General features: G+C 62.3%; 25 protein-coding genes and 1 tRNA gene. 18 read left to right on the top strand and 8 right to left on the bottom strand.

Annotated features, from left to right (window positions below; translation table 11 throughout):
• Positions 1-20: 20 nt before the first annotated feature.
• Positions 21-1,103, top strand: coding sequence for a M20/M25/M40 family metallo-hydrolase (locus P0M12_RS08310; protein ID WP_064114177.1), 1,083 nt, complete (start codon positions 21-23; stop codon positions 1,101-1,103).
• On the opposite strand, the gene P0M12_RS08305 is transcribed toward P0M12_RS08310, so the two are convergent.
• Positions 1,064-2,089 (bottom strand): LacI family DNA-binding transcriptional regulator, encoded by a 1,026-nt coding sequence (locus tag P0M12_RS08305; protein ID WP_042446970.1) that lies wholly within the window; start codon positions 2,087-2,089, stop codon positions 1,064-1,066. The genes P0M12_RS08310 and P0M12_RS08305 overlap by 40 nt on opposite strands.
• Positions 2,090-2,323: 234 nt before the next feature.
• Here P0M12_RS08305 and P0M12_RS08300 point away from each other — a divergent pair, with 234 nt between their 5' ends.
• Genes P0M12_RS08300 through P0M12_RS08265 form a run of 8 tightly spaced genes read left to right on the top strand, consistent with a single transcriptional unit; the run spans position 2,324 to position 9,299 of the window.
• Positions 2,324-3,166 (top strand): BtpA/SgcQ family protein, encoded by an 843-nt coding sequence (locus P0M12_RS08300; RefSeq protein ID WP_003940276.1) that lies wholly within the window; start codon positions 2,324-2,326, stop codon positions 3,164-3,166.
• Between the two features lie 2 nt (positions 3,167-3,168).
• On the top strand, positions 3,169-4,068 hold the full coding sequence (locus P0M12_RS08295; protein ID WP_042924967.1) for a PfkB family carbohydrate kinase: 900 nt from the start codon (positions 3,169-3,171) through the stop codon (positions 4,066-4,068).
• Positions 4,065-5,072, top strand: a complete 1,008-nt coding sequence (locus P0M12_RS08290) for a substrate-binding domain-containing protein (RefSeq protein WP_019745494.1) — start codon at positions 4,065-4,067, stop codon at positions 5,070-5,072. Before P0M12_RS08295 ends, P0M12_RS08290 begins: the two co-directional genes overlap by 4 nt.
• Positions 5,073-5,074: 2 nt before the next feature.
• A complete protein-coding gene (locus P0M12_RS08285; protein WP_003939830.1) occupies positions 5,075-5,845 on the top strand; it encodes an ATP-binding cassette domain-containing protein in 771 nt (256 codons plus the stop codon).
• Positions 5,842-6,885: an ABC transporter permease gene (locus P0M12_RS08280; protein WP_003939698.1), complete on the top strand. Its 1,044-nt coding sequence runs from the start codon at positions 5,842-5,844 to the stop codon at positions 6,883-6,885. The genes P0M12_RS08285 and P0M12_RS08280 overlap by 4 nt, the downstream gene beginning before the upstream one ends.
• Complete coding sequence (locus P0M12_RS08275) at positions 6,840-7,931, top strand: phosphotriesterase (RefSeq protein WP_277377581.1); 1,092 nt, start codon at positions 6,840-6,842, stop codon at positions 7,929-7,931. Before P0M12_RS08280 ends, P0M12_RS08275 begins: the two co-directional genes overlap by 46 nt.
• Complete coding sequence (locus P0M12_RS08270; protein WP_003939869.1) at positions 7,924-8,676, top strand: glutamine amidotransferase; 753 nt, start codon at positions 7,924-7,926, stop codon at positions 8,674-8,676. The genes P0M12_RS08275 and P0M12_RS08270 overlap by 8 nt, the downstream gene beginning before the upstream one ends.
• Positions 8,673-9,299 carry a TenA family protein gene (locus P0M12_RS08265; RefSeq protein ID WP_030536563.1) on the top strand — a complete coding sequence of 209 codons (627 nt, stop codon included), beginning with the start codon at positions 8,673-8,675 and terminating at the stop codon, positions 9,297-9,299. Before P0M12_RS08270 ends, P0M12_RS08265 begins: the two co-directional genes overlap by 4 nt.
• A gap of 97 nt (positions 9,300-9,396) precedes the next feature.
• Here the strand turns inward: P0M12_RS08265 and P0M12_RS08260 are convergent.
• A tRNA-Met gene (locus tag P0M12_RS08260) sits at positions 9,397-9,470 on the bottom strand.
• A 53-nt stretch (positions 9,471-9,523) separates the two neighbouring features.
• Positions 9,524-10,234 (bottom strand): FCD domain-containing protein, encoded by a 711-nt coding sequence (locus tag P0M12_RS08255; protein WP_058226614.1) that lies wholly within the window; start codon positions 10,232-10,234, stop codon positions 9,524-9,526.
• 98 nt (positions 10,235-10,332) lie between these two features.
• Between P0M12_RS08255 and P0M12_RS08250 the strand changes: the two genes are divergently transcribed.
• Genes P0M12_RS08250 through P0M12_RS08235 form a run of 4 tightly spaced genes read left to right on the top strand, consistent with a single transcriptional unit; the run spans position 10,333 to position 14,096 of the window.
• Positions 10,333-11,082, top strand: coding sequence for a (Fe-S)-binding protein (locus P0M12_RS08250; protein ID WP_277377580.1), 750 nt, complete (start codon positions 10,333-10,335; stop codon positions 11,080-11,082).
• On the top strand, positions 11,079-12,599 hold the full coding sequence (locus P0M12_RS08245) for a LutB/LldF family L-lactate oxidation iron-sulfur protein (RefSeq protein ID WP_277377579.1): 1,521 nt from the start codon (positions 11,079-11,081) through the stop codon (positions 12,597-12,599). Before P0M12_RS08250 ends, P0M12_RS08245 begins: the two co-directional genes overlap by 4 nt.
• The gene (locus tag P0M12_RS08240) at positions 12,596-13,222 is read left to right on the top strand and encodes an LUD domain-containing protein (protein WP_042446955.1); all 627 of its coding nucleotides are present in this window, start codon (positions 12,596-12,598) and stop codon (positions 13,220-13,222) included. The genes P0M12_RS08245 and P0M12_RS08240 overlap by 4 nt, the downstream gene beginning before the upstream one ends.
• Before the next feature lie 58 nt (positions 13,223-13,280).
• The gene (locus P0M12_RS08235; protein WP_042446953.1) at positions 13,281-14,096 is read left to right on the top strand and encodes a mycofactocin-coupled SDR family oxidoreductase; all 816 of its coding nucleotides are present in this window, start codon (positions 13,281-13,283) and stop codon (positions 14,094-14,096) included.
• A gap of 6 nt (positions 14,097-14,102) precedes the next feature.
• Here P0M12_RS08235 and P0M12_RS08230 read toward each other — a convergent pair whose 3' ends face one another.
• On the bottom strand, positions 14,103-14,741 hold the full coding sequence (locus tag P0M12_RS08230; protein ID WP_003940076.1) for an LON peptidase substrate-binding domain-containing protein: 639 nt from the start codon (positions 14,739-14,741) through the stop codon (positions 14,103-14,105).
• Positions 14,741-15,217, bottom strand: a complete 477-nt coding sequence (locus P0M12_RS08225; RefSeq protein WP_003940372.1) for a DUF309 domain-containing protein — start codon at positions 15,215-15,217, stop codon at positions 14,741-14,743. The genes P0M12_RS08230 and P0M12_RS08225 overlap by 1 nt, the downstream gene beginning before the upstream one ends.
• Before the next feature lie 140 nt (positions 15,218-15,357).
• Between P0M12_RS08225 and P0M12_RS08220 the strand changes: the two genes are divergently transcribed.
• Positions 15,358-15,702, top strand: coding sequence for a YciI family protein (locus P0M12_RS08220; RefSeq protein ID WP_007730031.1), 345 nt, complete (start codon positions 15,358-15,360; stop codon positions 15,700-15,702).
• Between the two features lie 6 nt (positions 15,703-15,708).
• Positions 15,709-16,950 (top strand): RNA polymerase sigma factor, encoded by a 1,242-nt coding sequence (locus P0M12_RS08215; RefSeq protein WP_211920960.1) that lies wholly within the window; start codon positions 15,709-15,711, stop codon positions 16,948-16,950.
• Positions 16,951-16,958: 8 nt separating this feature from the next.
• On the opposite strand, the gene P0M12_RS08210 is transcribed toward P0M12_RS08215, so the two are convergent.
• Positions 16,959-18,371, bottom strand: coding sequence for an FAD-binding oxidoreductase (locus P0M12_RS08210; RefSeq protein WP_234551259.1), 1,413 nt, complete (start codon positions 18,369-18,371; stop codon positions 16,959-16,961).
• A 61-nt stretch (positions 18,372-18,432) separates the two neighbouring features.
• The gene (locus P0M12_RS08205) at positions 18,433-19,011 is read right to left on the bottom strand and encodes a hypothetical protein (protein WP_211920958.1); all 579 of its coding nucleotides are present in this window, start codon (positions 19,009-19,011) and stop codon (positions 18,433-18,435) included.
• Between the two features lie 633 nt (positions 19,012-19,644).
• Here P0M12_RS08205 and P0M12_RS08200 point away from each other — a divergent pair.
• On the top strand, positions 19,645-19,929 hold the full coding sequence (locus P0M12_RS08200) for a hypothetical protein (RefSeq protein WP_139182788.1): 285 nt from the start codon (positions 19,645-19,647) through the stop codon (positions 19,927-19,929).
• Between the two features lie 633 nt (positions 19,930-20,562).
• Here the strand turns inward: P0M12_RS08200 and P0M12_RS08195 are convergent.
• Positions 20,563-21,162 carry a TetR/AcrR family transcriptional regulator gene (locus tag P0M12_RS08195; protein WP_193594905.1) on the bottom strand — a complete coding sequence of 200 codons (600 nt, stop codon included), beginning with the start codon at positions 21,160-21,162 and terminating at the stop codon, positions 20,563-20,565.
• A 140-nt stretch (positions 21,163-21,302) separates the two neighbouring features.
• On the opposite strand from P0M12_RS08195, the gene P0M12_RS08190 reads away from it, so the two are divergent.
• Together P0M12_RS08190 and P0M12_RS08185 are read left to right on the top strand one after the other, a co-directional pair.
• Complete coding sequence (locus tag P0M12_RS08190) at positions 21,303-22,448, top strand: acyl-CoA dehydrogenase family protein (protein ID WP_007730036.1); 1,146 nt, start codon at positions 21,303-21,305, stop codon at positions 22,446-22,448.
• A gap of 73 nt (positions 22,449-22,521) precedes the next feature.
• Complete coding sequence (locus P0M12_RS08185) at positions 22,522-23,283, top strand: SDR family oxidoreductase (RefSeq protein WP_003939707.1); 762 nt, start codon at positions 22,522-22,524, stop codon at positions 23,281-23,283.
• Positions 23,284-23,369 lie beyond the last annotated feature (86 nt).

Genomic DNA, 23,369 nt, shown 5'->3' with positions numbered 1-23,369 from the left:
GGCAGTGTAAGAATAGGGACATGGATTCCCTCGGACTTCTCTCGGAACTGGTAGCTCTCGACACGGTCTCGGGGGAGGCCGCTCCTCAACGGCGGGTGATGGATTCGATTGTCTCGTTGGTTCTCTCACGTGCGCCACAGGCGAAGGTGGAGTCAGACCTGACCGGCAATCATCCCTGGGCCTTGATCACCAACGAAGCTGCACCCTCGGCAGCCAGACTACTGTTCGCCTGCCACGTGGACACGGTGCCAGTGGGCACTGTCTCCGACTGGGAGTTCGACCCGTACGCCGCACAGGTCGACGGCGAATTGTTCCTCGGCAGAGGGACATCGGATATGAAGGCCGGCCTTGTTGCCGCTACTGCCGCGGTTGTCGACGCTTTCGAACGTGGAGTCCCGGTCGCACTACTGCTGACGAGCGACGAGGAAATCGGATCGCTCGGGGCTGTTCGTTCGGCCGACGCCGTTGCGAATCTCGAGGTCGGGGCTGTCATCGTTCCCGAGGCGACCGGCAATCGCATCAACCTGGGGCACCGCGGCGCACTGTGGCTCGAAGTGTCCGTCAAAGGAAAAGCCGCGCACGGGAGTACACCGCAGCGAGGAACCAACGCCGTCCTCAAACTGCTTGACGTCGTCGACCGAGCCCGGCGTGAGCTTCCGCTGTCGTCCGACGCGTTTCTGGGTGCCGAAACCTGGAACCTCGGCTTGGTCGGCGGGGGTTCGGCTCCGAACATCGTGCCGGACAGTGCACGTGCGGTGATCGATCACCGCACGGTGGGAGACGGCGCCGACCTGCTCGCGTGGTGGCGAGCCCAACCAGAAGTCGACTCGGTGGAGACGTCGATTCATCTGGGAGGTGTGCGTACCGACGCGTCGGATCCGTGGTTGGCTACCTTGCCTATCCCTGTTGCAACCGAACCGGTTTCGTACTTCACCGACGCTTCGGTACTGGCCGCCGCCGCCCCTGGTGCTCCCGTCGTGATCTGGGGCCCTGGCACTCCCTCGCTGATGCATGCGGCCAACGAAAGCGTCAAGGTCTCCGAACTGGACGATGCGATCGCTGCTTACGGTGCGGTTGCCGCCGCTTGGCCGACGGTGGACTGACGGACAATCAGTTCAGGAGCAAGCGCGATGTGGGCTGTCGACTCGGAAGAGTTGTTCATCGCCTGATCCAGAAGTCGCACAGCTTCTTCCGCGATTCTTTCCTGCGGCTGCCCGACGGTGGTCAACGGCGGGTTGCACAATTCGGAGAACGGGATGTTGTCGAAACCGGTGACCAGAACGTCGCCGGGAACGTCGATGCCCAATGCGTGACAGGTCTGCAACACACCGAGTGCGATCAAGTCGTCGGCGCAGACCAGGGCGTCGGGGCGAGTTTTGCCGGTCAGGATGATGTTGGATGCCGTGCGCCCCCACTCGATCGAGTACTCGCCGAGTTGTGTCCACTCGTCACGAGTTTCGATGCCCATTCGATCCGCGTGGCGGAAGAAGCCGGCCCGGCGAAGTTCTGTTGACGAATTGGTCAGCTCGGAACTGATGAAGGCGGCTGATTGCGCGCCACGCTCGGACAGATGCTCCATCACCAGGGATTGAGCGGCGTCGTCGTCGACGCCGACCCAGTCCGTCTGGGTATCCATTGCAAACCGGTCCAGTTGAACGACCGGAAGCGTTGCCGCGCTGGCTCGGACGGCTTCTGCACTCAGCTCGCCGTGGCACGGGCTGATGATGATTCCGTCCACTTGCCGGGAGACGAGCGACTTGAGTCGCTGCGCTTCCACGTCGGGATCGGAACGAGAATCGCACAGGAACAGTTGTAGTCCGCGCCGAGCGAGGACGTGTTCGACGTTGACCACCAGCGAAGTGAAGAAGGGGTTCGCGATACTCGGAACCACCATTCCGACAGTGTCCGTCCGATTACGACGCAGCGAGCTGGCGATGATGTTTCCCGAGTATCCGAGAGAATCCGCGGCTCGTTTGATCGTCGCTGCAAGCTCGTCCGAGACAGGGCGGGATCCGGACAGTGCCCGCGACACGGTGGCCGTCGACACCCCGGCCAGTTCCGCGACATCGCGAATGGTCGCCTTGCGCATGCGTCCCCCGTTTTCTGCTCGATTCGGGTCCGAGGTTATCGAACCGCACGGTCCAGTGTCCCGCATGTAACGCGATTGAGGCAATCGTTTACAAATTCGAATTGTGAAATCCTTGACACAACCCGGTGTTGATCGCATAACCTGCTAATTCATCAAGGCAATCGATTACATCGTGTGCAGATCTTGTGCATGGACATACAGCGCAAATCTTGCGCATGGAATGGGGTAGCTGAAGTGACCGCATCACCGCTCGGAGTCTTTCCGCCCAAGCCCTCGGCGCTGGCAGAGATGTTCACCGGCACGCCATCTCTCATCGGGGCCATTCACCTCCCGGCCCTGCCGGGCAGCCCGCACTACACCGGGCAGCCGGTTTCGGAAATTGCTCGCTTCGCCGTCGAGGAAGCACACGCGTATGTCGACAACGGTTTCGACGGTGTGATCGTCGAAAATCACTGGGACATACCGTTCCTCAAGCCCGGCGAACACGGATACGAAACCGCCGCGAGCATGGGAGTCATCACGGCAGCGGTGGTCGGCGAGTTCGGCAAGGCCGTCGGCGTCAGCATCCTGTCCAACGCCGGCGAGTGCGGAGTGGCCGCAGCGTGGGCGGCAGGCGCGAGTTTTGTGCGCGTCAATCAGTGGGCAAATGCCTACATTGCCAATGAGGGCTTCATCGAGGGCCAGGCCGCCAAGACGACGCGCTTCCGCCATCGCATCGGCGCCGACCCGGTCCGGATCTTCGCTGACGTGCACGTCAAACACGGTGCGCATGCCATTGTCGCGGACCGCACTGTCGCGGAACAGACCGAAGACGCCGAGTTCTTCGACGCAGATGTTCTGATCGCGACGGGTTCGCGCACCGGTGACGCCGCTTCGGTCGACGAGGTTTCCGTGATCCGAGACAACACCGTTCTTCCGGTGATCATCGGATCCGGCATCACGGCTGCCAATGTCGCAGCGCTGATGAAGGAATGCGACGGCGCGATAGTTGCATCCTCGGTGAAGGACAATGGACGCTGGTGGGGACGGGTCGCAGGCGAGAAGGTCCGCGAACTGTCCCGGGCCGCAGGAAAGTAACCATGATTGTCTTTTGTGGATACGCCAACAACGATGTGACGGTACATGTCCCACACGTACCGGTACTCGGTGAGCGCGTTCAGGCAACGGCCATCAGTCAGATCGACGGTGGAATGAATGCAAATGCTGCGGTATCCGCGGCCAGAATGGGCGCGCAAGTGATCTTTGCCGGTGCCGTGGGCCCGGACGCGCGGTCCACCGAGTTTCTCGAATCCCTCGAGGCAGACGGCGTCGACACCAGTTGGTCGCCGCGAGATGCGTTCCTGTCGACGGCAGTTGTTCTCATCGCGCAGGACGGCGATCGCTCCATCATCAGCCAGGACGACCCGAACGATGCCGAACGCATCGGAGTTGTCGTCACCCGATTGGCCGCTGCCGGCGGTGGACGACTGTTCCTCGACGGATACCGTGCGGTCTTCCTCCCGGATGAATTGCCGGGAAGCGTAAGTCTGGTAATCGATCTGGACGGTTGTGAAAACAAAGCCGCGGCACTGCGCGCGTTCGCTCTGGCCGACCACGTCGTCGTAGGGCGTGCCCTGTGGGAAGGCGAGTTCGGGATCGGTTTCGACCAGTGGCAGACTCTGGCCGCCGAGCACCACACCCACCTGCTGGTGACCGACGGCTCGCGAGGTTGGACACTGGCCACACCGGACGGCGAGGTGACGAGCGAACCGGCAGTAGTGGTCGACGTCGTCGATGCCGTCGGGGCCGGTGATTGCTTCGGCGGTACGTACATCGCTTTTGTCGACGCCGGGCGCTCACCGGTGGACGCCGCACGACTCGCCGGGGCATCGGCTGCATTGGCTTGCGCCACCGCAGGCCCCCGCGGATGCCCCACCCGAGATGAATTGGACAGCTTCACAGCAACATTGACCCCTCACACCCTTTTGGAGACTCGATGATGAAACGTGCATTGCCTCTGGCGCTGGGAGCTGCAGTCGCGCTCACGCTCACCGCTTGTGACTCGGCTTCGTCGAGTGACTCGAAGGACGCATCGGGGGGCTCGTCCATCCCGCAGCCGACCCGGGTCGCCGAAAGCTGTGACGGGACGAACGGCAAGCTCAAGGTCGGTCTGGTGACCATCAACCTCCAGGCGCTGTACTTCAACCAGATCAACAATGCCGCGAAGAACGTCGCGGACAAGGCAGGCGTCGACCTGCAGATCATCAGCGGCAACGACGATTCCGTCGCGCAGGCCAACGCCTTCGACAATCTGATCGCCGCCGGAGTCGACGCGATCATCGTCGATGCAATCGACACGGACGGAATCAAGCCGTCGGTGGTCAAGGCCAAGAACGCGGGCATCCCCGTCGTCGCGGTGGACGCGACCATCGACGATCCGGCACTGTCGACTCAGGTCGGTACGGCCAACGCCGAGGGTGGCGCCAAGATCGGAAACACCTTGGCCGACGTCGCGAACAACACCGGAACGGTCGGTATCGTCGGCGCGCTCAACAGCACTGTTCAGTTGGAGCGGCAGAAGGGCTTCACGGAGACCGTGACCGGCCGCGGAATGACCGTCGGCACCGTCGTGGACGGACGTAACATTCAGGAGAACGCACAGACCGCGGCGGAGAACCTGCTGACCGGCGGTGGCGACATGAAGTACGTCTACGCAACCGGTGAGCCGGCACTGATCGGTCTCGTCGCGGCGGTCAACAGTCAGAAGGCGCAGGATCGCATCGAAGCAGTCGGTTGGGATCTTTCGGATCAGGCGGTAGGCGGACTCAAAGCCGGTTGGCTTAAAGGCGTGGTCCAGCAGAACACCTTCGAATTCGGCCATGAGGCAATGAATTCGGCAATCGACCTGGCTTGCGGACGCGGCGCTCCGGCAAACATCCCGGTTCCCACCCAGATCGTGACCCCGGAGAACGTGGCCGACTACATGTACTACTTGGAGAAGTAATCATGGCACCTCCACTGATCGAACTCTCGGGCATCACCAAGTCGTACGGACCGGTGAAGTCCCTTCAAGGAGTGGACCTTCGGCTGGCGAAGGGTGAAGTACTCGGAGTGGTCGGCGACAACGGCGCCGGTAAGTCCACTCTGATGAAGATTCTCGCCGGTGCGGTTCAGCACGACGGCGGCGAAATGCGCGTCAACGGTGAACCAGTGCGCTTTTCGACGCCTCTCGACGCCCAGCAGAAAAAGATCGGAATCGTCTACCAGGATCTGGCTCTGTGCGACACGCTGGACGTCGCCAGCAACCTGTTCCTCGGCAGAGAACCGCGAAAAGGCCCCTTCCTCGACCGGCATGCCATGCACGAGAAGGCGGCTCACATTCTTGCCGACCTGCATGTCAAGGTGAAGTCGACCTACCAGGAGATCGGGCAACTGTCCGGCGGACAGCGGCAAACCGTCGCGATCGCCCGCGCAGTCTCCTTCCGCCCAGACGTACTGATCCTCGACGAGCCCACCGCAGCGCTTGCCGTCGCCGAGGTCGAGTCGGTGCTCAAGCTGATCACGGACGTCGCAGCGGCCGGCGTGGGCGTCATTCTCGTGACACACCGCCTGCAGGACCTGTTCCGCGTGTGTGACCGAATCACGGTCATGTACGAGGGGCAGAGTGTCGACGACGTTCCGATCGGCGACCTCAACATCGAGTCCCTCGTCGGACTCATCACTCGAACTCCGGTGCCGCAACGGACATCGGCAGCAACACAGGGAGCCACGGCATGACCACTCTCGAGAAGACCCAGGCGCCGATCGAGCGCAAGCTCGCCGCGAAACCCTCCTTGTGGGACAGCGTCAACAAGCCCACCCTCGCGATGCTGGCGGTGACAGTTGCTGTCGCAGCCGTCTTCTCGGCGACCACGTCGTCGTTCCTGACATTCACGAACCTGTCGAACCTGGCAACCCAGATCGCTCCGGTTCTGATCATCGCGGTGGCGATGACTTTCGTGATCACGGCAGGTCAGATCGACCTGTCCGTCGGTGCGATCGTCGCGTTCGTCGCGGCGATGAGTGCCGAGCTTATCCAGGCCGGCGTCGATTCGTCCCTGGTCTTCGTCGCCGCCCCGGTGATGGGTGCGGCCTGGGGCCTGGTCAACGGATGGCTCGCTGCCTATCAGGGTATTCCGCCGTTCATCGTGACTCTGGCGACGATGTCCGTCATTCGCGGTATCGCGCTGTATCGGACCGAAGGATTCTCCGTTCCGGTTCCTGCCGACACTTACTTCGCGAAGCTCGGAACTGCTGAGTTCCTCGGGTTCTCCGCCAGCGCCTGGATTGCTCTCGTCGTCGTGGTCATCGGAGCAATTGCGCTCAACCGCATGCGCTTCGGGCGCTATGTCACCGGTATCGGCTCCAACGTCGAATCCGTGCGACGGTCCGGCGTCAACACGCGTCGTGTGCTCATGATGACGCTCGTCTTCACCGGCTTGGCTGCCGGTATCGCGGGACTGCTGATCGCGGCTCGACTGGGCTCGGGTTCGGCCAACTCCGCAACGGGATTCGAGCTCACCGTGATCACCGCGGTGGTTCTCGGTGGCACCAATCTCTTCGGCGGTCGCGGCACCGTGATCGGTACCGTCATCGGCGCCGTCCTGACCGGAATCATCGCCAACGGATTGACCCTGCTCGGCGTGAGCCCGTTCCTGACGCCGATCATCACCGGTGTCGTTCTGCTACTGGCCATCTGGATCAACATGCGCGGACATACACTGAGCGCGCTGTGGCGACACCTGCAGTCCGCACCGTCGGGGCCTGCACGCTCATGAGCAAGGTTCGTACTGTCACGGGAACCGTGGACAGCTCGGAACTCGGACTGGTTCTCACACACGAACATCTGCACAACGACGTCACCGGTGCGTACACCGAGGCCCCGGATCCGGTTGTGGCACAGCGGTTGGCCGGTCCGGTACGCGCCGAGGATGCCTGGCTTCTTCACGACAATCCGTATTACAGTCTCGACAATTGTCGAGTCGACGACGGATCGGCCGTGGTGGAAGACCTTGCGGACTTCGCCCGCCTCGGTGGTCGGACGATCGTCGATCTGACACCGCCGGGACTGGGCCGGGCACCGGAGAAGCTGGCGGAGTTCTCGCGAAAGTCAGACGTGCGAGTGATCATGGGTTCAGGGTGGTACCTCGAGACGACCCATCCGGTCGAGGTCCACGAACTCGGTGTCGACGATCTGGCAGGTTCGCTCGTCGAGGAGTTCGATCCGGCAAAGGAATTGGCTCCTGGCGTGATCGGGGAGATCGGAGTCTCCCCGCTCTTCACTCAGAACGAGGCGAAAGCGTTGCGGGCGGCATGCATCGCCCAGCGCGAGGTGGACGTGCCCCTGTTCGTCCACCTTCCGGGCTGGCAGCGCGTGGGACATCACGTCGTCGACATCGTGGTCGACGAGATGGGCGTCGATCCGCAAGCAGTGGTCCTGTGCCACATGGACCCGTCCGGACACGACGCCGACTACCAACGATCGCTCGCCGACCGCGGTGTCTTTCTCGAGTTCGACATGATCGGGATGCCTTTCGATTTCCCCGGCGAGGGTCTTTCTCCGCATCCGGCGGAAACAGCCACTGCGGTAGCCGGATTGGTCACCTCCGGTCACGCATCACAGCTCCTGCTCAGTCACGACCTCTTCCTCAAATCAATGCTCAGAAAGCACGGCGGAAACGGATTCTCCTACGTACCACTCGCCTTCGCCGCCCGATTGGTGCGCGCAGGTGTAGATCCCCAGCAAGTGTCCGCATTGATGCGAGACAACCCGAGGTCGCTCTTCGAGCAGGCCGCGAAAGGAAACAGAAGCAGTCATGGGTAAACGAGTACTGATCGCCGGCGAGAGCTGGATGACGACGTCGACGCACGTCAAGGGCGTCGACGAGTTCAGTGTCCATTCCTACGTCGAGGGAGTCGGCCCGCTTCGGGATGCGCTCACCTCACGTGGCCACGACGTGACACACATGCCCGCACACCTGGTGCCGACGCAGTTCCCCGGTACCGCAGAAGCACTGTCGCAGTTCGACGTCGTCGTTCTCTCCGACATCGGAGCGAACTCGCTGCAGCTGGCTCCCGGCGTGTTCGACCAGTTCCGCGCCGGCGAGGATCGCCTTGTCGCGCTTCGTGACTGGGTGAACGCCGGCGGCTCACTGATGATGATCGGTGGTTACCTCTCGTTCTCCGGGTTCCAGGCGCGAGCAGCTTTCCGCCAGACCGCGATCGCCGAGGTACTGCCCGTGACGATGCTGGCCGAGGACGATCGCGTCGAGACACCGGCCGGGATCGTTCCCACCGTCGTCGATGCTGCTCACCCGGCTCTCGGTGGTGCCGGCGATTCCTGGCCGGCGCTCCTGGGATACAACCGCGTCGTCGCGAAGGACGGTGCCGTGGTTCCCGCCACCATCAACGGCGATCCGCTTGTCGCTGCCGGTGAATACGGCGCCGGACGGTCGATCGTCTTCACCTCGGACTGCTCGCCGCACTGGGCTCCGCCGGAGTTCTGTGAGCAATGGCCCGGATACACCGACCTGTTCGACGGCTTGATCAGTTGGGTCGCCGGCGAATGAGTCGCTCCTCAGACCTGCTCGCGCGGCAGCAGAGTAATCTCGCTGCCGCGCGGGCGGTTCCATTCATCGAGGACACCATCGGCGGGACGTTGAGTGATGAGGGATTCCGCCGGTACCTCGTGATCGAAGAGGCATTTGTACTGACGGCCGTCAAGGTGTTGGGGTTGGTGGTCGCCGAATCCCCGACGCTCGACGACGCGCTCGACCACGTGACGTCGATGTCGAACCTGGTGGGCGAGCAGCGCGAGTATTTCGCGCAGTTGCGTTCCCGCTTCCCGTACGAGGGGGACGCAGCGGCGCTGGTCGAGGAGTCGGCCGTGCTGTCGACGCACGCCTTGACTCTCGCTCGCGAAGAGGGCAGGGCGGCGGCGCTGGTGGGCATGTACGCCGCGGAAACCCTGTATCTGTCGTGGTGCCGGGAGGCGGCGGCAGTGAGGGTAGATCGCGAACCAGCGTTGCAGGACTGGGTGGACATGCATGTCGCTCCGCCGTTCGTGTCTCAGGTGGCGGTGCTGGCGTGCGAGGTGGACGCCATGCCCGAGTCCGTCACCGACGAGGACCTGGATCGGTGGTTCTCCGGCATGCTGGTCGCAGAGATCGATTTTCACAACGTGGTGGTGTGAACCACTGCTGTGCGCCTTTATTAACCCCCGGCGGTTAATAAAGGCGCACAGCAAAAGGCCCGTAGGTCGCTTTCGCAACCTACGGGCCTCTTCTTTGTAGCGGGGACAGGATTTGAACCTGCGACCTCTGGGTTATGAGCCCAGCGAGCTACCGAGCTGCTCCACCCCGCGTCGGTGTGAAACCAACAGTACACGACTTCTGGAGGCGCAATTACCACCCCCTGTCACCGGCTGGAGTGCGCGCTTTCCGAGTAGTAACCGCGGATGTGTCCGACTATGCGCTGACGTGCGAGTTCGCCGTCACCCGCGTTGACCGCATCCACCAATCCTCGGTGTTCGTCACGCAGTCGCCTGCAGGTGCTCGGCCAGGTGTCGATCTGGACGCCCGCGAGAACGTAGGCCTCGATGGACTCGCGCAGGCCGGTCATCATGGCTGCGATCACCTGATTGCCCGCCGCGTCGGCGAGCGCCACGTGGAACTGTGCGTCGAGTAGCAAGAATTCCTCGGCCGAGAGAGCTGCGTCCTCCATCGAGTCGAGCAGTTCGACGGCCGCGCGGAGGTCGGGTGTCGGGGTCCGCGATGCCAGGGACTGCATCACCTCGGATTCGAGAACGAGTCGTGTCTTCACCACATCCGAGACCGGAAAGCCTTGTGCTGCAACCTGCATCCGCATCAGCATGGTCATACCGCCGGTCGGTTTGGCCACGATCATCGCGCCGGACGTCGGGCCGGAGCCAGTCTGCGCCTTGAGGAGGCCGAGTGCTTCCATGACCCGCAACGCTTCTCGGACCGATGACCGTCCGACGCCCAACTCTGCTGCCAGAATTCTCTCTCCCGGCAGGCGCTGGCCAGGAGACACCTCGCCTGAAACGAGCCGACGTTCGAGGTGGCTCAGTACTTGTTCCCACGCTCGCGGGCTCGGCTCGGTCGGCATGAGGCAAGAGCATAACCGGGTGGACGCCGTTTATGGGGTGGCCTGTCCGGGGATGTATTACTGTGGTCAGACCACACCGACAGATTGCGGGGAACCACATGCGAGTAGCGCTGTTCGCCACCTGCATCGGGGACACGATGTTTCCCGACGCCGTCAAGGCCACCGCCCTCCTGCTCACCCGTCTCGGGCACGACGTCGTGTTTCCGTCCGGGCAGACTTGCTGCGGGCAGATGCACGTCAACACCGGCTATCAGCCAGGCGCACTACCGCTGGTCGCGAACTACGCCGATACCTTCGGTGATGCGTCGATCGACGCCGTTGTCGCACCATCGGGGTCGTGCGTCGGCTCGGTCCGTCATCAACACGAGATCGTCGCCGAGCGCTACGGCACCGCGTCGCTGTGTGGACAGGTGCAGACCGTGAAGGTAAAGACGTACGAGCTTTCCGAATTCCTCGTGGACGTTCTCGGTGTCACCGATGTGGGTGCGTACTTCCCGCACCGAGTCACCTATCACCCGACCTGTCACTCACTGCGCATGTTGAGGGTGGGGGACAAGCCACTTCAGTTGCTGCGCAACGTCCGCGACATCGATCTGGTCGAACTCCCCGAAGCAGATTCCTGCTGTGGATTCGGCGGCACCTTCGCCATCAAGAATGCGGAGACTTCGACGGCCATGCTGGCGGACAAGATTCGCCACGTTGCGGACACCGGCGCCGAATTCTGCAGCGCCGGAGACTCGTCCTGCCTCATGCACATCGGCGGCGGTATGTCACGACTGCAGATGGGCGCCAAGACCATTCACCTCGCGGAGATTCTGGCGTCGGTGGAAAGCCGGGTGCACGCATGAGAGCTGTGACGCTGGGTCTGCCCAGCTTCCCGCCGAGGTCGCCCGAGGGTGCAGGGTTCCTGCGAGGTACTGAGAAATTCCCCGTCGCAGCACATCACGAGCTGGCCAACGCGCAACTGCGACGCAATATCGGCAAGGCGACGCACACCATCCGTGCCAAGCGCATCAACGTGACTGGAGAGCTGCCCGATTGGGAAGAGCTGCGTGACGCGGGTTCGGCGATCAAGGCCGACGTCATGGCGCGGTTGCCGGAACTGCTCGAACAGTTCGAGGCTGCAGTCATCGCGCGCGGTGGGCAGGTGCATTGGGCGGCGGATGCCAACGAGGCCAACGCCATTGTGACCGAACTTGTCAAAGCCACCGGCTCCGACGAGGTCATCAAGGTCAAGTCGATGGCCACGCAGGAGATCGGTCTCAACGAGCATCTCGAAGCCCACGGAATCACCGCCTACGAGACCGATCTCGCGGAATTGATCGTCCAACTCGGCCACGACAAACCGTCGCACATCCTGGTTCCCGCGATCCATCGCAACAGGTCCGAGATTCGGGAGATATTCCTTCGTGAGATGCCAGATGTCGACCCCAACCTCGGGGAGAACCCGGCCGAACTTGCCGCTGCTGCACGAAAGTTTCTGCGCCACAAGTTCATGACGACGCCGGTCGCCGTCTCCGGCGCCAATTTCGGCATCGCGGACACGGGCACTCTGACCGTCGTGGAGTCGGAGGGCAACGGGCGAATGTGCCTGACCCTGCCGAAAACACTGATCACCGTGATGGGCATCGAGAAGATTCTGCCGACGTATCAGGATCTGGAGGTCTTCCTGCAACTGCTGCCGCGGTCCTCGACGGGGGAGCGGATGAACCCGTACACCTCCATGTGGACCGGCGTCACGCCCGACGACGGTCCACAGGAGTTCCACCTGGTCCTCCTCGACAACGGTCGGACTGCCGCGCTTGCCGACAAGATCGGGAGGGAAGCCCTGAGCTGCATACGGTGCTCGGCGTGTCTGAACGTGTGCCCGGTCTACGAGCGCACCGGCGGTCACGCCTACGGATCGACCTATCCGGGACCGATCGGCGCGGTGCTGACTCCGCAGCTCGCGGGCATGCATGGCAAAGACGATCCCAACTCGACGCTTCCCTTTGCCTCGAGTCTGTGCGGTGCGTGCTTCGACGCCTGCCCGGTCAAGATCGACATACCCTCGCTGCTCGTCGAATTGCGGCACCAGAAGGTCGAGCAATCCGGTGTCACGGCAGAGTCTTTGGCGATGAAAGCCGCCTCTCTGGCGATGTCGACCGAGGGCCGGTGGACGTTGGCTCAGAAAGCTGCCGGGCTCGGACGCGTCGTGGCCGGCAGGAAAGGGAAGATCTCTACGTTGCCACCTCCATTGAACGGTTGGACAGCTGCCAGAGACATTCCCGCACCGCCCAAGCAGACCTTCCGATCCTGGTGGGACTCCGACGAAGGCCGCGCGGCATTGGACGAGGCTCGTCGTGACGGGAAGGCGGACAGATGAATTCACGTGAAGTGGTGCTCGGACGCATTCGTGATGCCATCACCTTGGCGCCCGCCCGCGAAGGCGAGATACCGCGAAACTACCGGACTGGCAGAACCATGTCCGACGAGGAACTCATCGATTTGTTCGTCGACCGTCTGGTGGACTACAAGGCGCACGTTCACCATTGCGCTGCAACAGAAATCGCCGAGGCCGTCGCCGGAATACTGAGAGAGCACGGACTACACAGTCTGGGGATCCCCGCCGGCCTCGACCGATCATGGGTAGCCGGATTCGACGGAACGCTGGTGGTGGACAGCCCGGACGTACCGGCTCCTGAACTCGAGAACCTCGACGCCGTTGTCACCGGCTCGAAGGTATCGTGCGCCGAAACCGGCACCATCTTCCTCGACGCCGGTCCATCGCAGGGACGTCGTGCGTTGACACTGGTACCGGACACACACATCTGCGTCGTGTATCGCAGCAGTGTGGAAGTGGGAGTGCCGGAGGCGATTGCGAAGCTGACACCGGAGCGCCCCACCACCATGATCAGCGGCCCGTCGGCGACCTCCGACATCGAACTCGAGCGCGTCGAAGGTGTCCATGGTCCGAGGAATCTTCACGTCGTCATCGTCGACGGTTGATTCCCGTCGAGCGGGAACTCACAGGCAGGCGGCCTCATCAGCGTCTAACGTCCCGGCCATGACACAACTGTTGGCAGGCAAGGTCGTTTTCATCACCGGTGCAGCGCGGGGTCAGGGACGCAATCACGCGATTCGACTCGCGCAGGAAGGTGCAGACGTCATCGCTGTCGACGTGTGCGCGTCGGTGTCCGAAGACGTGGGTTACGCGGCCGCGACTGAAGCCGACCTCGAAGAAACGGCTCGTCTCGTGCGCGCGGAGGGGCGCGAGATCGTCACCGCTGTAGCGGACGTCCGTGACCTCGAGGCGCTGCGGGCGGCGGTGGCGTCGGGCGTCGACAAGTTCGGTCGCCTCGACGTCGTGATTGCCAATGCGGGCATCGCTACGTGGAACCGTTTCTGGGAGATGCCTGAAGAACAGTGGTCGACGCTGGTGGACATCAATCTCAATGGTGTCTGGCGCACGATGACAGCTGCGGTTCCTGCAATGATCGAAGCCGGCAACGGTGGTTCCATCGTGATTGTGAGCAGTGCTGCCGGCGTCGCCGAAGCGCCCGGCTGCGCGCACTACTCGGCGGCCAAGCACGGCCTCGTGGGTTTGGCTCGTACTGCTGCAACGGAATTGGGAAGCTTCGACATTCGAGTCAACAGCATCCACCCTGGCGCGGTGGAGACCGAGATGGGCAACGATCCCAACGTCGGTAAGGTACTCACTACTCATCCGGAGTACATGAACTCGTACAAGTGGCCGCTCACGTCCGTCCCGCGCACCACCGTCGAGGACATCTCCAACGCCGTCGTCTACCTCGCGACGGACCTCTCCCGCGCGGTCACCGGGACGAAGATCGTCATCGACATGGGTCAGACGATGGCGTAGTTGCGCTCAGAGGAGATTGAACTGCGCGACCTCGATGGTGTTCTCGACTGCCTCCGAGAGTGTGCGAATACGTTCGTCGGCGCCTGGCGCGGTCAAAATCGCCAGGCGATCGGCGTCACCCATTGGAATGCTCCTGGCGAGGGCATACAGCCGAGAACCCAGCGGATCCAAGGGATCCGGTGGGACGGGCATTCGCGGAGTCTGTTCGCCGGCCCGAAGTGCGAGCTTTCCCAGCATTCCGTACATGAACTCGATGCGCTCGAGGAGCGAGTCGTATTCGTAAGCAGTGACTGGTGTTCCGTTGTTCTCGTCAGGCCACAATTCGACCTCGGCAAGTGGGTAGGGATCGTCTGGCAGCCATCGATTGACCCGGATGCGGTCTTCGGTCCGGCAATACAACTGATACCGCCCGGCACCCATGGCGACATGAGACTCGATCCGAGCCAGAGTGCCGACGTCGTGACGTGATTCGCCGCCACCGACCTCGTGGCCACGAGCGATGAGCACTACTCCGAACAGTGGGCCGTCGGCAGCTTCGAGAACGTTCTCGACCAGTGCGCGATACCGAGGTTCGAAGATGTTCAGGGGCAACACCTCACCCGGTAGCAAAGCGGAGCCGAGCGGAAACATGGGGAAGATGGGCATCAGGGGATTCTCAACCTCGGAATCGGAGGGGCGGGGAAATCGCCGGGGCGATCGATTTCGGCGAGCAGGTGTTCGGACCACGTCAGTAGACCGGGGATATCGAGGCCGTGCGGACTCTCGACCTCGTAGTGCCTGATGCGGTCGTGACCCTGGCCGAGGAGTGAGACGGCGCCGGTGTTGTTGCCCCGAAGCAGATGGGTGAGCCCGACGGCCAACTGAGCCAGTCCCTGCCACAGGTCACGTTCCTCGGGCGGCGCGCTTTTCCACGTTCCTTCGAGAATCTCGTGTGCGTGGAAAGGCATGCCGTGGTCGAGGAGGCGCTGCGCCTCGGTGATCGACTCGTCTGGTGGCAGGCGTACATCGTCCGGAATGCGCGGGACACCGCCCGCTGCGTCGCGTGGCAGTGGACGTCCGAGTCCGTCACGGGGCCGCGAATTGAGGGGTTTCCCAGCGGCGTCCCGGTCGCGTTCGGTCATACACTCAGCCTAACGGCAGCGCCTCGGCCGAACTCGCCAAAAGTTTTTTCGAGTCGCCTGTCGATTCCGGGGAGAACCGTTCGTCGTCATGTTGTAAGGCAAGAAAGCCGCAAGAAAAACAACAGACCAAGGAGTCAGTCATGAAGTACATGTTGCTCATCTACACCGCACCCGGCGGAGACACCGAACCCCAGTGCACGTTCGAGGACTGGCAGCAATACGACAAGGAAATGAAGGACGCCGGCATCTGGGTGTCCGGCGATGCTCTCGCCGACCTGACCACCACGACGACGGTTCGAGTCTCGCAGTCCGGGGAAAAGACCGTCACCGACGGACCCTTCGCAGAAACCCGCGAGATCCTCGGCGGCTACGACGTCATCGACGTTCCTGATCTGGATGCGGCGCTGGCCTGGGCCGCGCGGTGCCCCGGCGCGCGCGACGGCGGCAGCGTCGAGGTGCGTCCACTGGCCGGGTTCGGGGACTGATTCGCCGTGGACGAGCAGGCCGAGAACTCCATCGAGTCAGTGTTCCGGGAGGAACGCGGACGACTCTTGGCCTCGCTCGTCCGCCGCTTCGGTGATCTGGATCTGGCCGAGGAAGTCACCTCCGAAGCCGTCGAGGCCGCGTTGGTGCACTGGCCCGTGGACGGAGTGCCGGCTAAACCCGGCGCCTGGCTGCTGACCACGGCGCGTCGTAAAGCCGTCGACAGGCTTCGTCGTGATCAGGCCTATGCGGCGCGATTGGCGGTGATGCAGGTGGACGCCGATCGTGCCGACCCGGCGCCGCCCACGGTCGACGGAGAACTTCCCGACGAGCGGTTGCAGCTGTTCTTCACCTGCTCGCACCCAGCGCTGGCCGAGGACGACCGAATCGCACTCACCTTGCGTTGCCTCGGCGGGTTGACGACGCCCGAAGTCGCTCGGGCCTTTCTCGTTCCTTCGGCGACGATGGCGCAGCGGATCGTGCGCGCGAAGAAGAAAATCCGTCAGGCTCGGATTCCCTTCCGCACTCCCAGCGCCGAAGAACTCCCGGAACGTTTGCCCGGTGTTCTGCAGGTGATCTACTCGGTGTTCACCGAGGGGTACGCAGCGAGTTCGGGTCCGGATCTGCAACGCGTCGACCTGGCGGTGGAGGCGATCAGGCTGGCGAGGATCTTGCGCGCATTGCTTCCCGATGAGCGCGAGATCGCCGGGTTGCTTGCATTGATGCTTCTCGTCCACGCGCGTCGGGATGCCCGTACCGACGCCGCCGGCGGGATCGTGCTCCTCGAAGACCAGGATCGCGGGTTTTGGGACCAGCCGATGATCGAGGAAGGCAGCGACCTCGTCGTAGTCGCGTTGACCGGGGGAGCGCCGGGGCCGTACGGGGTGCAGGCCGCCATCGCCGCATTGCACGACGAGTCCGCAGATGTGGAGAGCACCGACTGGCCACAGATCTGCGCGCTCTACGGAGTGCTTCTCACGTTGACGCCTTCGCCCGTCGTCGCAGTCAACAGGGCAGTGGCGCTGGCGATGCGCGACGGCGAGGAGGTTGGGCTGGCAGCTTTGGAAGAACTGGCAGCGGAGCCCAAACTTACCGACTACCACCCGTATCACCTTGCACGCGCCGAACTGCTCGCGCGGTTGGGACGCACCGACGCGGCAATGTCTGCATACCGACGTGCGCTGAATCTGGTTGGTACGGAACCGGAGCGGGCCTACCTGGAGCGTCGGTTGGGTGAGATCTCCGACTGATCGGCGCCTCAGACCAATTCGAGTCTTCGGGCCATGTCGGACACGAAAACACCTGTCGGATCGATATTTCTGCGTATCTGGATCCACTCGTCGATTCGCGGATACATCGAGTGGAAACTTGCTGCGGTAGTCCGAGAGTCCTTGGCGGTGTAGAGGCGACCGCCGAATTCGAGTACCCGTTTGTCGAGGGAGGCGACGAACTCACCCAGGCCGGACTTGATCGGGAAGTCGAAGGCGACGTTCCACCCGGACATCGGAAAGCTCAGTGGCGCTGCGTTTCCCTCGCCGAAAAGTTTGAAGACGTTGAGAGCTGAATAGTGTCCCGAACGCTGGATATCGCGGATGATGCTCTTGAATTCGTCCACCGCGTCGACGGGCACCACGAACTGGTATTGCAGGAATCCCTTGGACCCGTAGGCACGGTTCCACTCACCGATGAGGTCGAGCGGATGGTAGAACTGCGTCAGGTTCTGCACCTTCCCGACGTAGTTGCCGCCGGTGCGGTAGTAGAACTCGCCGATCGCTGACGCCGAAAGCTTGTTCATCAAGCCGTTGGGGAAAACATCCGGTGTCGTGAACAGTTGTGGCGCATCGAATTTCAACGGATTCTTCTGCAATTTCAGCGGAAGCTGGTCGACGGTCGCCAACGAACCACGCGTGATCGAGGCCCGGCCGAGCTTCGGCGGCGCACTGACTGCATCGAACCAGGCGCTCGAATACGTGTAGTCGGCTTCGCTGCCGTCGCTGTGAAAAGCGACGGTTTCATCAAGACTCGCGGTCAGAGCGCCGTCGTTGGCGAAATACGCCGTTTCGGTCGGCGTCATCTCGAGGGTGACGCGCAGGATGATCCCGGTCAGTCCGATCCCGCCGACGGTAGCCCAGAAGAGCTCGGATGTCGGGCCATGCGGCTCCAAGGTTCGGATACTGCCGTCAGCAGTGAGCAGATTCATCGAGCGGACATGATTTCCGAAGCTGCCCTCGGTGTGGTGGTTCTTGCCGTGAATATCGCAGGCGATCGCTCCGCCGATGGATACCTGGCGTGTTCCGGGGAGAACCGGGACCCAGAGGCCGAACGGTAGTGCCGCGCGCATCAGCTGATCGAGAGAGACTCCCGCGTCCATCTCCACGAGACGGGACTCGGCATCGATCTTGTGAATTCGACGGAAGGCGGTCATGTCGATGACCAACCCGCCGGTGTTCTGTGCGTTGTCTCCGTAAGACCGGCCCAGACCACGAGCGATGACTCCACGTCGGAGGTGCAACGGCTTGTCCGCGTTGTCGTCTGCGACGCGGGCGACGGCCTTCGCGATCGCCTCTACATCAGGAGTCGAAACGACATGCGAGGTAGTTCGGGCTGTGCGACCCCAACCGCCGAGGACGGTGGACGCAGCGGTTGGCAGATCGGTAGCGTAGTCGGGCACGAAATCCGAGGGTACCTGTTTGCGGACCACCCGGTCTGAAACCGATGGATGCTCGGTTCGCCTATCGCGGGACGTCGAGATCGAAGTACAGGGTCTCGGACCAGTAACCGAGGCCGAGCTCGCGTAGCGGTTCCTCGACGCTCTCCTGAGTCGGCGTGAACAGTCGCTCCCAGAAGCTTGGCTTGACGGGTGCGAGCGTGGCCAGCGCCGCCTCCATCTCGGCGTCGATGTCCGCCAGACCGGTCATCAGGGCCGCGCCCTGTTCGGCGAACGGTTCGTCGTCCATGTCGAAGATCTCGCCGCACTCGAGGACGAAGTAGTGGTCGGGTTCGGTGTGGCTGCGCAGGAAACGCAGCGCATCGCCGGCCATCGTGCCGAGTTCGGGGTGATCGATTCGGCCGAGGAAGTCTTCGAGCCGGGCGATACCAGGACCACAGGGCGCGGTGACCGCGATCAGGTCGGGGGTGTCGTCCCAGATGATCGACTGTTGGGCGAAGGGATTCACGGACACAAGGATCCTCGGGACCAGCGGTATCGCGTACGACCACTCGGAGATACCGGTGAGACCTCGGGCGCGAGCGGCAGCCGGATTCTCATGCGGAGCAACAGGAGTCGAGTAGAGATAGGTGCGGTTGGCCACTGGCCGAGTCCTTTCTGCGGTCGGTACCTGCGACGCGCGCGATCTAGACCCATACGTCGAAATGCCTTCAAAATGTGTCGGAGCGTCTCGTAGGGCCTAAGTCATCTCTGTCACATTCGCAAAGGTGCAGTGCGACGCGCAATTTCTCGGATTCTCAATTCTCCGAGTTGAATTTGAAGAGAGCGGTCAACTTCATCCCACACCGGCCGTGCGAACCATCGAACGCATCTGACAGGGCCCCACAATATTCTGTCTGGACGCGACAAACTCACCAGGGCGGCCGAGATCAGAGGAAATGCACCAAAAACAGCGACTGTCCAAGTGCTAGGGAGGTCAGCGACAAAGAACAGGGTAATGAATGCGACCCATAGCAGCGCGTAAAACTTCGAAGTTGTTTCCAGTTTCCACCGCCGTGTGGACCGATACACCGACCACCGTAAGTGGGTAAAAAACCAAATAGCTGAAGTAGCGATAATCGCAGAAGTAAACGACCAACCGAAGGACTTGGGCTCAGAGGCAGGGGCTAGCAGAATTACGCTGTATGCGAGGGACGCGAACAAGAGCGAGACGGCCAGGCAGTGCACAATAAGTATGAAAACTGATCGAAAGTTTCGTGTGGATACTGAGGCTGACATGCCGAAAACCTCTTGCCGACGATTTTCAAGCTGGTTGATCTTTTGGTTGATTTGGCTGATGGACCGGCGACGCATCGCTGCATTGTCGGTCTTAAGCCTGATCGATGCAGTCAGCACCAAGCAGCCGAACGCAACGAGTGTCGATAGCACAGCGACGCCTGTGGCCAGCCTGGGCACTCCGATCGTTGAGGGCCAAGCCACCAAAGAAACCGTGAATGCAACCATCGACGATACCGCCGAAAATCCCGTTAGCACCGCACTCCAGAAGTTTGTTTCGACCTGATCGATTACGCTGCGGCTTGGAGTCGCGAAGCTCACCGAGATGGTAATGGTAGCGATCAAACCGAGGACTGCCAAAGAAAATGTCAGCGATGTCCCTGGGTCGACCCAACCGGTCACGTTGCTCAACCACTTGTCGAATTTGCCTTCGGGGGCTGATTGTGGCCAACCTTCGGCCCACAGAATGGCCGTGCAGAACAAGCTCAGGATAGTGGTGGACACTAGTCCCCACCAAAACCTCCCGCGCGAGAATTTGTGAGCCGCGTCGATAGATTCCGCCGGTGGCAATCGAAATTGACCAGAGTCTTCCTGTTGCGTCGACGAGCGGACGTTATGTGCAAACAACCTATCCTGCCGTTGATACGCGCGCCGAGCGTTCAGCGCCGCAAGTATCGCCACACCCAGAGTTGCGATGCTTGCCGCCCCTGCGAGATCTAGCCGTTTCCATGTGTGAAACCTCAACAACGACCCCTCATCAGTACATGTCGGTATATCCGTGCGGAGCGAAGCTGGCTCTCTACGGGCCCCGGATCCCATTTGCTGTGGCCGACGGTATCCGAAGAAACGTCTAATCAACCACCGGCAATGTCTCACTCGACAGCCAGAATCAGCGCAATCCGAACACAAGGGTGTCGGACTAGCTCGCGCCCACCATCCTCAATGCCAGGTCTCCGTACAGTTTTCCGATGTCTTCCGGATTCGTGTAATTGCCGGCTGGGAACCAGCGGCACACGTCGACGCACAGGGACATCAAGGCGAGGGTGACGCCTTCGGCATCGGGGATCGTGAAGTCGCCCGACTGGACGCCGGCGTCGACAACCTCCCGAACCACCCGCGTCGTGCTGCGGCGAAGAGCGACGACGGTTCGGTAGTGCTCTGGTGTGAGGGCAGTGAGTTCGTACTGGACGACGCGAGCGAGTGAGTGGTGCCCGGCCTGCCAACTGGCGAAGGTGCTGATCAGTTCCTGCAAACGAACGGACGGTTCTTCACCAGGTCGGTCGGCGCCCTCGACCACCTTCAACGCTTCGGTGTGGCCTTCGAAGCTGATCGCGAAAAGCAGCTCTTCTTTCGAGCGGTAGTGCGGGTACATGGCGGCGGGACTCATGTCGAGTCGCGCGGCGATGTCACGGGTGGTGGTGCCGCCGTAGCCCGCGGAGGCAAAAGCGTCCACGGCTGCCGCGCGGATACGGGCCGCAGCTTTGGAGGGGCTGATCACCACGTCAGGTGAATCGCTCACGGTTTCCTCCAGGTGTGACGGATTTCGATGTTGACAATATCCCGCTCTCGATTCACTATAAGCAGGTGCTTAGATTCTAAGCGAATGCTTAGGAACATCGTTACGTGTGGCTTTGCCACGCCGAAAGGAAGCAACTCGTCATGCGTCGCACTCTGTACGGACCCGATCACGAGGCATTTCGCGAATCTGCTCGCGAATTCGTCAACCGGAACATCCTTCCGGTCGCAGAGAAGCTGATCGACCAGCGCTTCATCGATCGTGAAATCTGGCTCGAAGCGGGACGCAACGGCTTCCTCGGACTCGAGGTTCCGGAGGCGTACGGCGGAAGCGAAGCCGGCGACTACCGCTTCAACGCGGTTCTGGCCGAAGAGCTCTCGCGCGCCAGTGCAGCTGTTGCCTCGAGCTTCGGCATTCACGCCGACGTCGTTGCTCCCTACCTCGTTCAGCTCACCACCGAAGAGCAGAAGCAGCGTTGGCTGCCCAAGTTCTGCACCGGTGAGATGCTGACGGCCATCGGCATGACCGAGCCTTCCGGTGGATCCGACCTCGCCTCGCTCAAGACCACTGCGGTCAAGGACGGCGACGACTGGATCATCAACGGCTCCAAGACCTTCATCACCAACGGCTACAACGCCGACCTCGTGATCGTGGCGGCTCGGACCAGTCCCGAGAAGAAGTCCAAGGGCATCACCCTCTTTGCCGTCGAGACCGGCATGGAAGGCTTCGAGCGCGGACGCAAGCTCGACAAGGTCGGCCAGCACGAGTCCGATACCGCCGAACTGTTCTTCGAGAACGTTCGCGTGCCGTCCACCAACATCATCGGTGAGATCGACCGCGGCTTCATCCACATGATGGAAATGCTGCCGCAGGAGCGCGTCGGCGCTGCGGTGTCCAACATCGCGCACGCCGCTCCGATCCTCGAAGAGACGCTGCAATATGCCAAGGACCGCAAGGCTTTCGGTCAGCCGATCGGCTCGCTGCAGTGGAACAAATTCCTTCTCGCGGATCTCGTCACCCGCATCGAGGTCACCCAGGCCTACGTCGACAACTGCGTCGCGGCACACGCTGCCGGCGAGCTGACCGCCATCGACGCCGCCAAGGCTAAGTGGTGGACCGCGCAGGTGCAGAACGAGGTCCTCGATCACTGCGTTCAGTTGCACGGTGGCTACGGCTTCATGACCGAGTACCGCGCCGCTCGCGCGTGGATGGACGCCCGCGTCACCAAGATCTGGGCAGGATCCAACGAGATCATGAAGGAACTCATCGGCCGCGATCTCGGCCTGTAATTTCGCAACTGCAGTCGATACGTCACTGCAACCGCCACTTCCCGAACCCGACGACACAGGAGCATCACCGCGCATGTCTGTTCTCGACAAGTTCTCTCTGACCGATCGAGTGGTCATCGTGACCGGTGCGTCGTCGGGCCTCGGGGTGGCGTTTGCGAAAGCCGCAGCAGAGGCCGGCGCGGACGTCGTCCTCGCTGCTCGCCGCGTCGACAAGCTCGAAGACACGGCCAAGCTCGTGCGTGACGCAGGCCGCGAAGCATTGTGCGTGGCCACCGACATCGTCGATCCGGCTCAGGCTCAGAACATGGTCGACGCCGCGATGGAGAAGTTCGGCCGCGTGGACGTGCTGGTCAACAACGCCGGCGTCGGAACTGCCGTTCCGGCGACCCGCGAGACCCCGGACCAGTTCCGCGCCGTCATCGACATCAACCTCAATGGGTCCTACTGGGCAGCGCAGGCCTGCGGCCGCGTCATGCTCCCGGGCAGCTCCATCGTCAACATCTCGAGCATTCTCGGATTGACGACCGCCGGACTCCCGCAGGCCGCCTATGCGGCGAGCAAGGCAGGCGTCGTCGGTTTGACCCGCGACCTCGCACAGCAGTGGGGAACGCGCAAGGGCATTCGCGTCAACGCGATCGCGCCCGGCTTCTTCAAGTCGGAAATGACGGACCAATACAACGACGGTTACTTGGACGCGATGGCTCCGCGCCTGATCCTCGGCCGCATGGGCGATCCGGAAGAGCTCGCGGCCACCATGGTGTGGCTCGCGTCCGAGGCCGGCGGATACGTCACCGGTCAGACCATCGCCGTCGACGGAGGAATCACCATCACCTGACGCCGATGCCGAGATGTCGCCGGCTTTGCCGTATAAGTAGCTGGTGACCTCTCGCGCCGAACCTCAGGAGAACTGGGAAGACCGTC

Origin of the sequence: Rhodococcus sp. RCBS9, assembly GCF_029457415.1 — a bacterium.
Taxonomy (GTDB): domain Bacteria; phylum Actinomycetota; class Actinomycetes; order Mycobacteriales; family Mycobacteriaceae; genus Rhodococcus_F; species Rhodococcus_F qingshengii.
Note: the sequence above shows the minus strand (reverse complement) of the source record. Positions and strands in the feature narration are given on the sequence as shown.

What these genes read in the sequence shown, in the direction of transcription:
- P0M12_RS08200 (WP_139182788.1), top strand. Translation starts at nt 19,645, where the DNA reads ATGCCGAAAACCTCTTGCCGACGATTTTCAAGCTGGTTGATCTTTTGG.
- P0M12_RS08295 (WP_042924967.1), top strand. Translation starts at nt 3,169, where the DNA reads ATGATTGTCTTTTGTGGATACGCCAACAACGATGTGACGGTACATGTC.
- P0M12_RS08285 (WP_003939830.1), top strand. Translation starts at nt 5,075, where the DNA reads ATGGCACCTCCACTGATCGAACTCTCGGGCATCACCAAGTCGTACGGA.
- P0M12_RS08290 (WP_019745494.1), top strand. Translation starts at nt 4,065, where the DNA reads ATGATGAAACGTGCATTGCCTCTGGCGCTGGGAGCTGCAGTCGCGCTC.
- P0M12_RS08305 (WP_042446970.1), bottom strand. Translation starts at nt 2,089, where the DNA reads ATGCGCAAGGCGACCATTCGCGATGTCGCGGAACTGGCCGGGGTGTCG.
- P0M12_RS08310 (WP_064114177.1), top strand. Translation starts at nt 21, where the DNA reads ATGGATTCCCTCGGACTTCTCTCGGAACTGGTAGCTCTCGACACGGTC.
- P0M12_RS08225 (WP_003940372.1), bottom strand. Translation starts at nt 15,217, where the DNA reads ATGACCGAACGCGACCGGGACGCCGCTGGGAAACCCCTCAATTCGCGG.
- P0M12_RS08190 (WP_007730036.1), top strand. Translation starts at nt 21,303, where the DNA reads ATGCGTCGCACTCTGTACGGACCCGATCACGAGGCATTTCGCGAATCT.
- P0M12_RS08245 (WP_277377579.1), top strand. Translation starts at nt 11,079, where the DNA reads ATGAGAGCTGTGACGCTGGGTCTGCCCAGCTTCCCGCCGAGGTCGCCC.
- P0M12_RS08280 (WP_003939698.1), top strand. Translation starts at nt 5,842, where the DNA reads ATGACCACTCTCGAGAAGACCCAGGCGCCGATCGAGCGCAAGCTCGCC.
- P0M12_RS08220 (WP_007730031.1), top strand. Translation starts at nt 15,358, where the DNA reads ATGAAGTACATGTTGCTCATCTACACCGCACCCGGCGGAGACACCGAA.
- P0M12_RS08255 (WP_058226614.1), bottom strand. Translation starts at nt 10,234, where the DNA reads ATGCCGACCGAGCCGAGCCCGCGAGCGTGGGAACAAGTACTGAGCCAC.
- P0M12_RS08265 (WP_030536563.1), top strand. Translation starts at nt 8,673, where the DNA reads ATGAGTCGCTCCTCAGACCTGCTCGCGCGGCAGCAGAGTAATCTCGCT.
- P0M12_RS08250 (WP_277377580.1), top strand. Translation starts at nt 10,333, where the DNA reads ATGCGAGTAGCGCTGTTCGCCACCTGCATCGGGGACACGATGTTTCCC.
- P0M12_RS08270 (WP_003939869.1), top strand. Translation starts at nt 7,924, where the DNA reads ATGGGTAAACGAGTACTGATCGCCGGCGAGAGCTGGATGACGACGTCG.
- P0M12_RS08240 (WP_042446955.1), top strand. Translation starts at nt 12,596, where the DNA reads ATGAATTCACGTGAAGTGGTGCTCGGACGCATTCGTGATGCCATCACC.
- P0M12_RS08185 (WP_003939707.1), top strand. Translation starts at nt 22,522, where the DNA reads ATGTCTGTTCTCGACAAGTTCTCTCTGACCGATCGAGTGGTCATCGTG.
- P0M12_RS08235 (WP_042446953.1), top strand. Translation starts at nt 13,281, where the DNA reads ATGACACAACTGTTGGCAGGCAAGGTCGTTTTCATCACCGGTGCAGCG.
- P0M12_RS08230 (WP_003940076.1), bottom strand. Translation starts at nt 14,741, where the DNA reads ATGCCCATCTTCCCCATGTTTCCGCTCGGCTCCGCTTTGCTACCGGGT.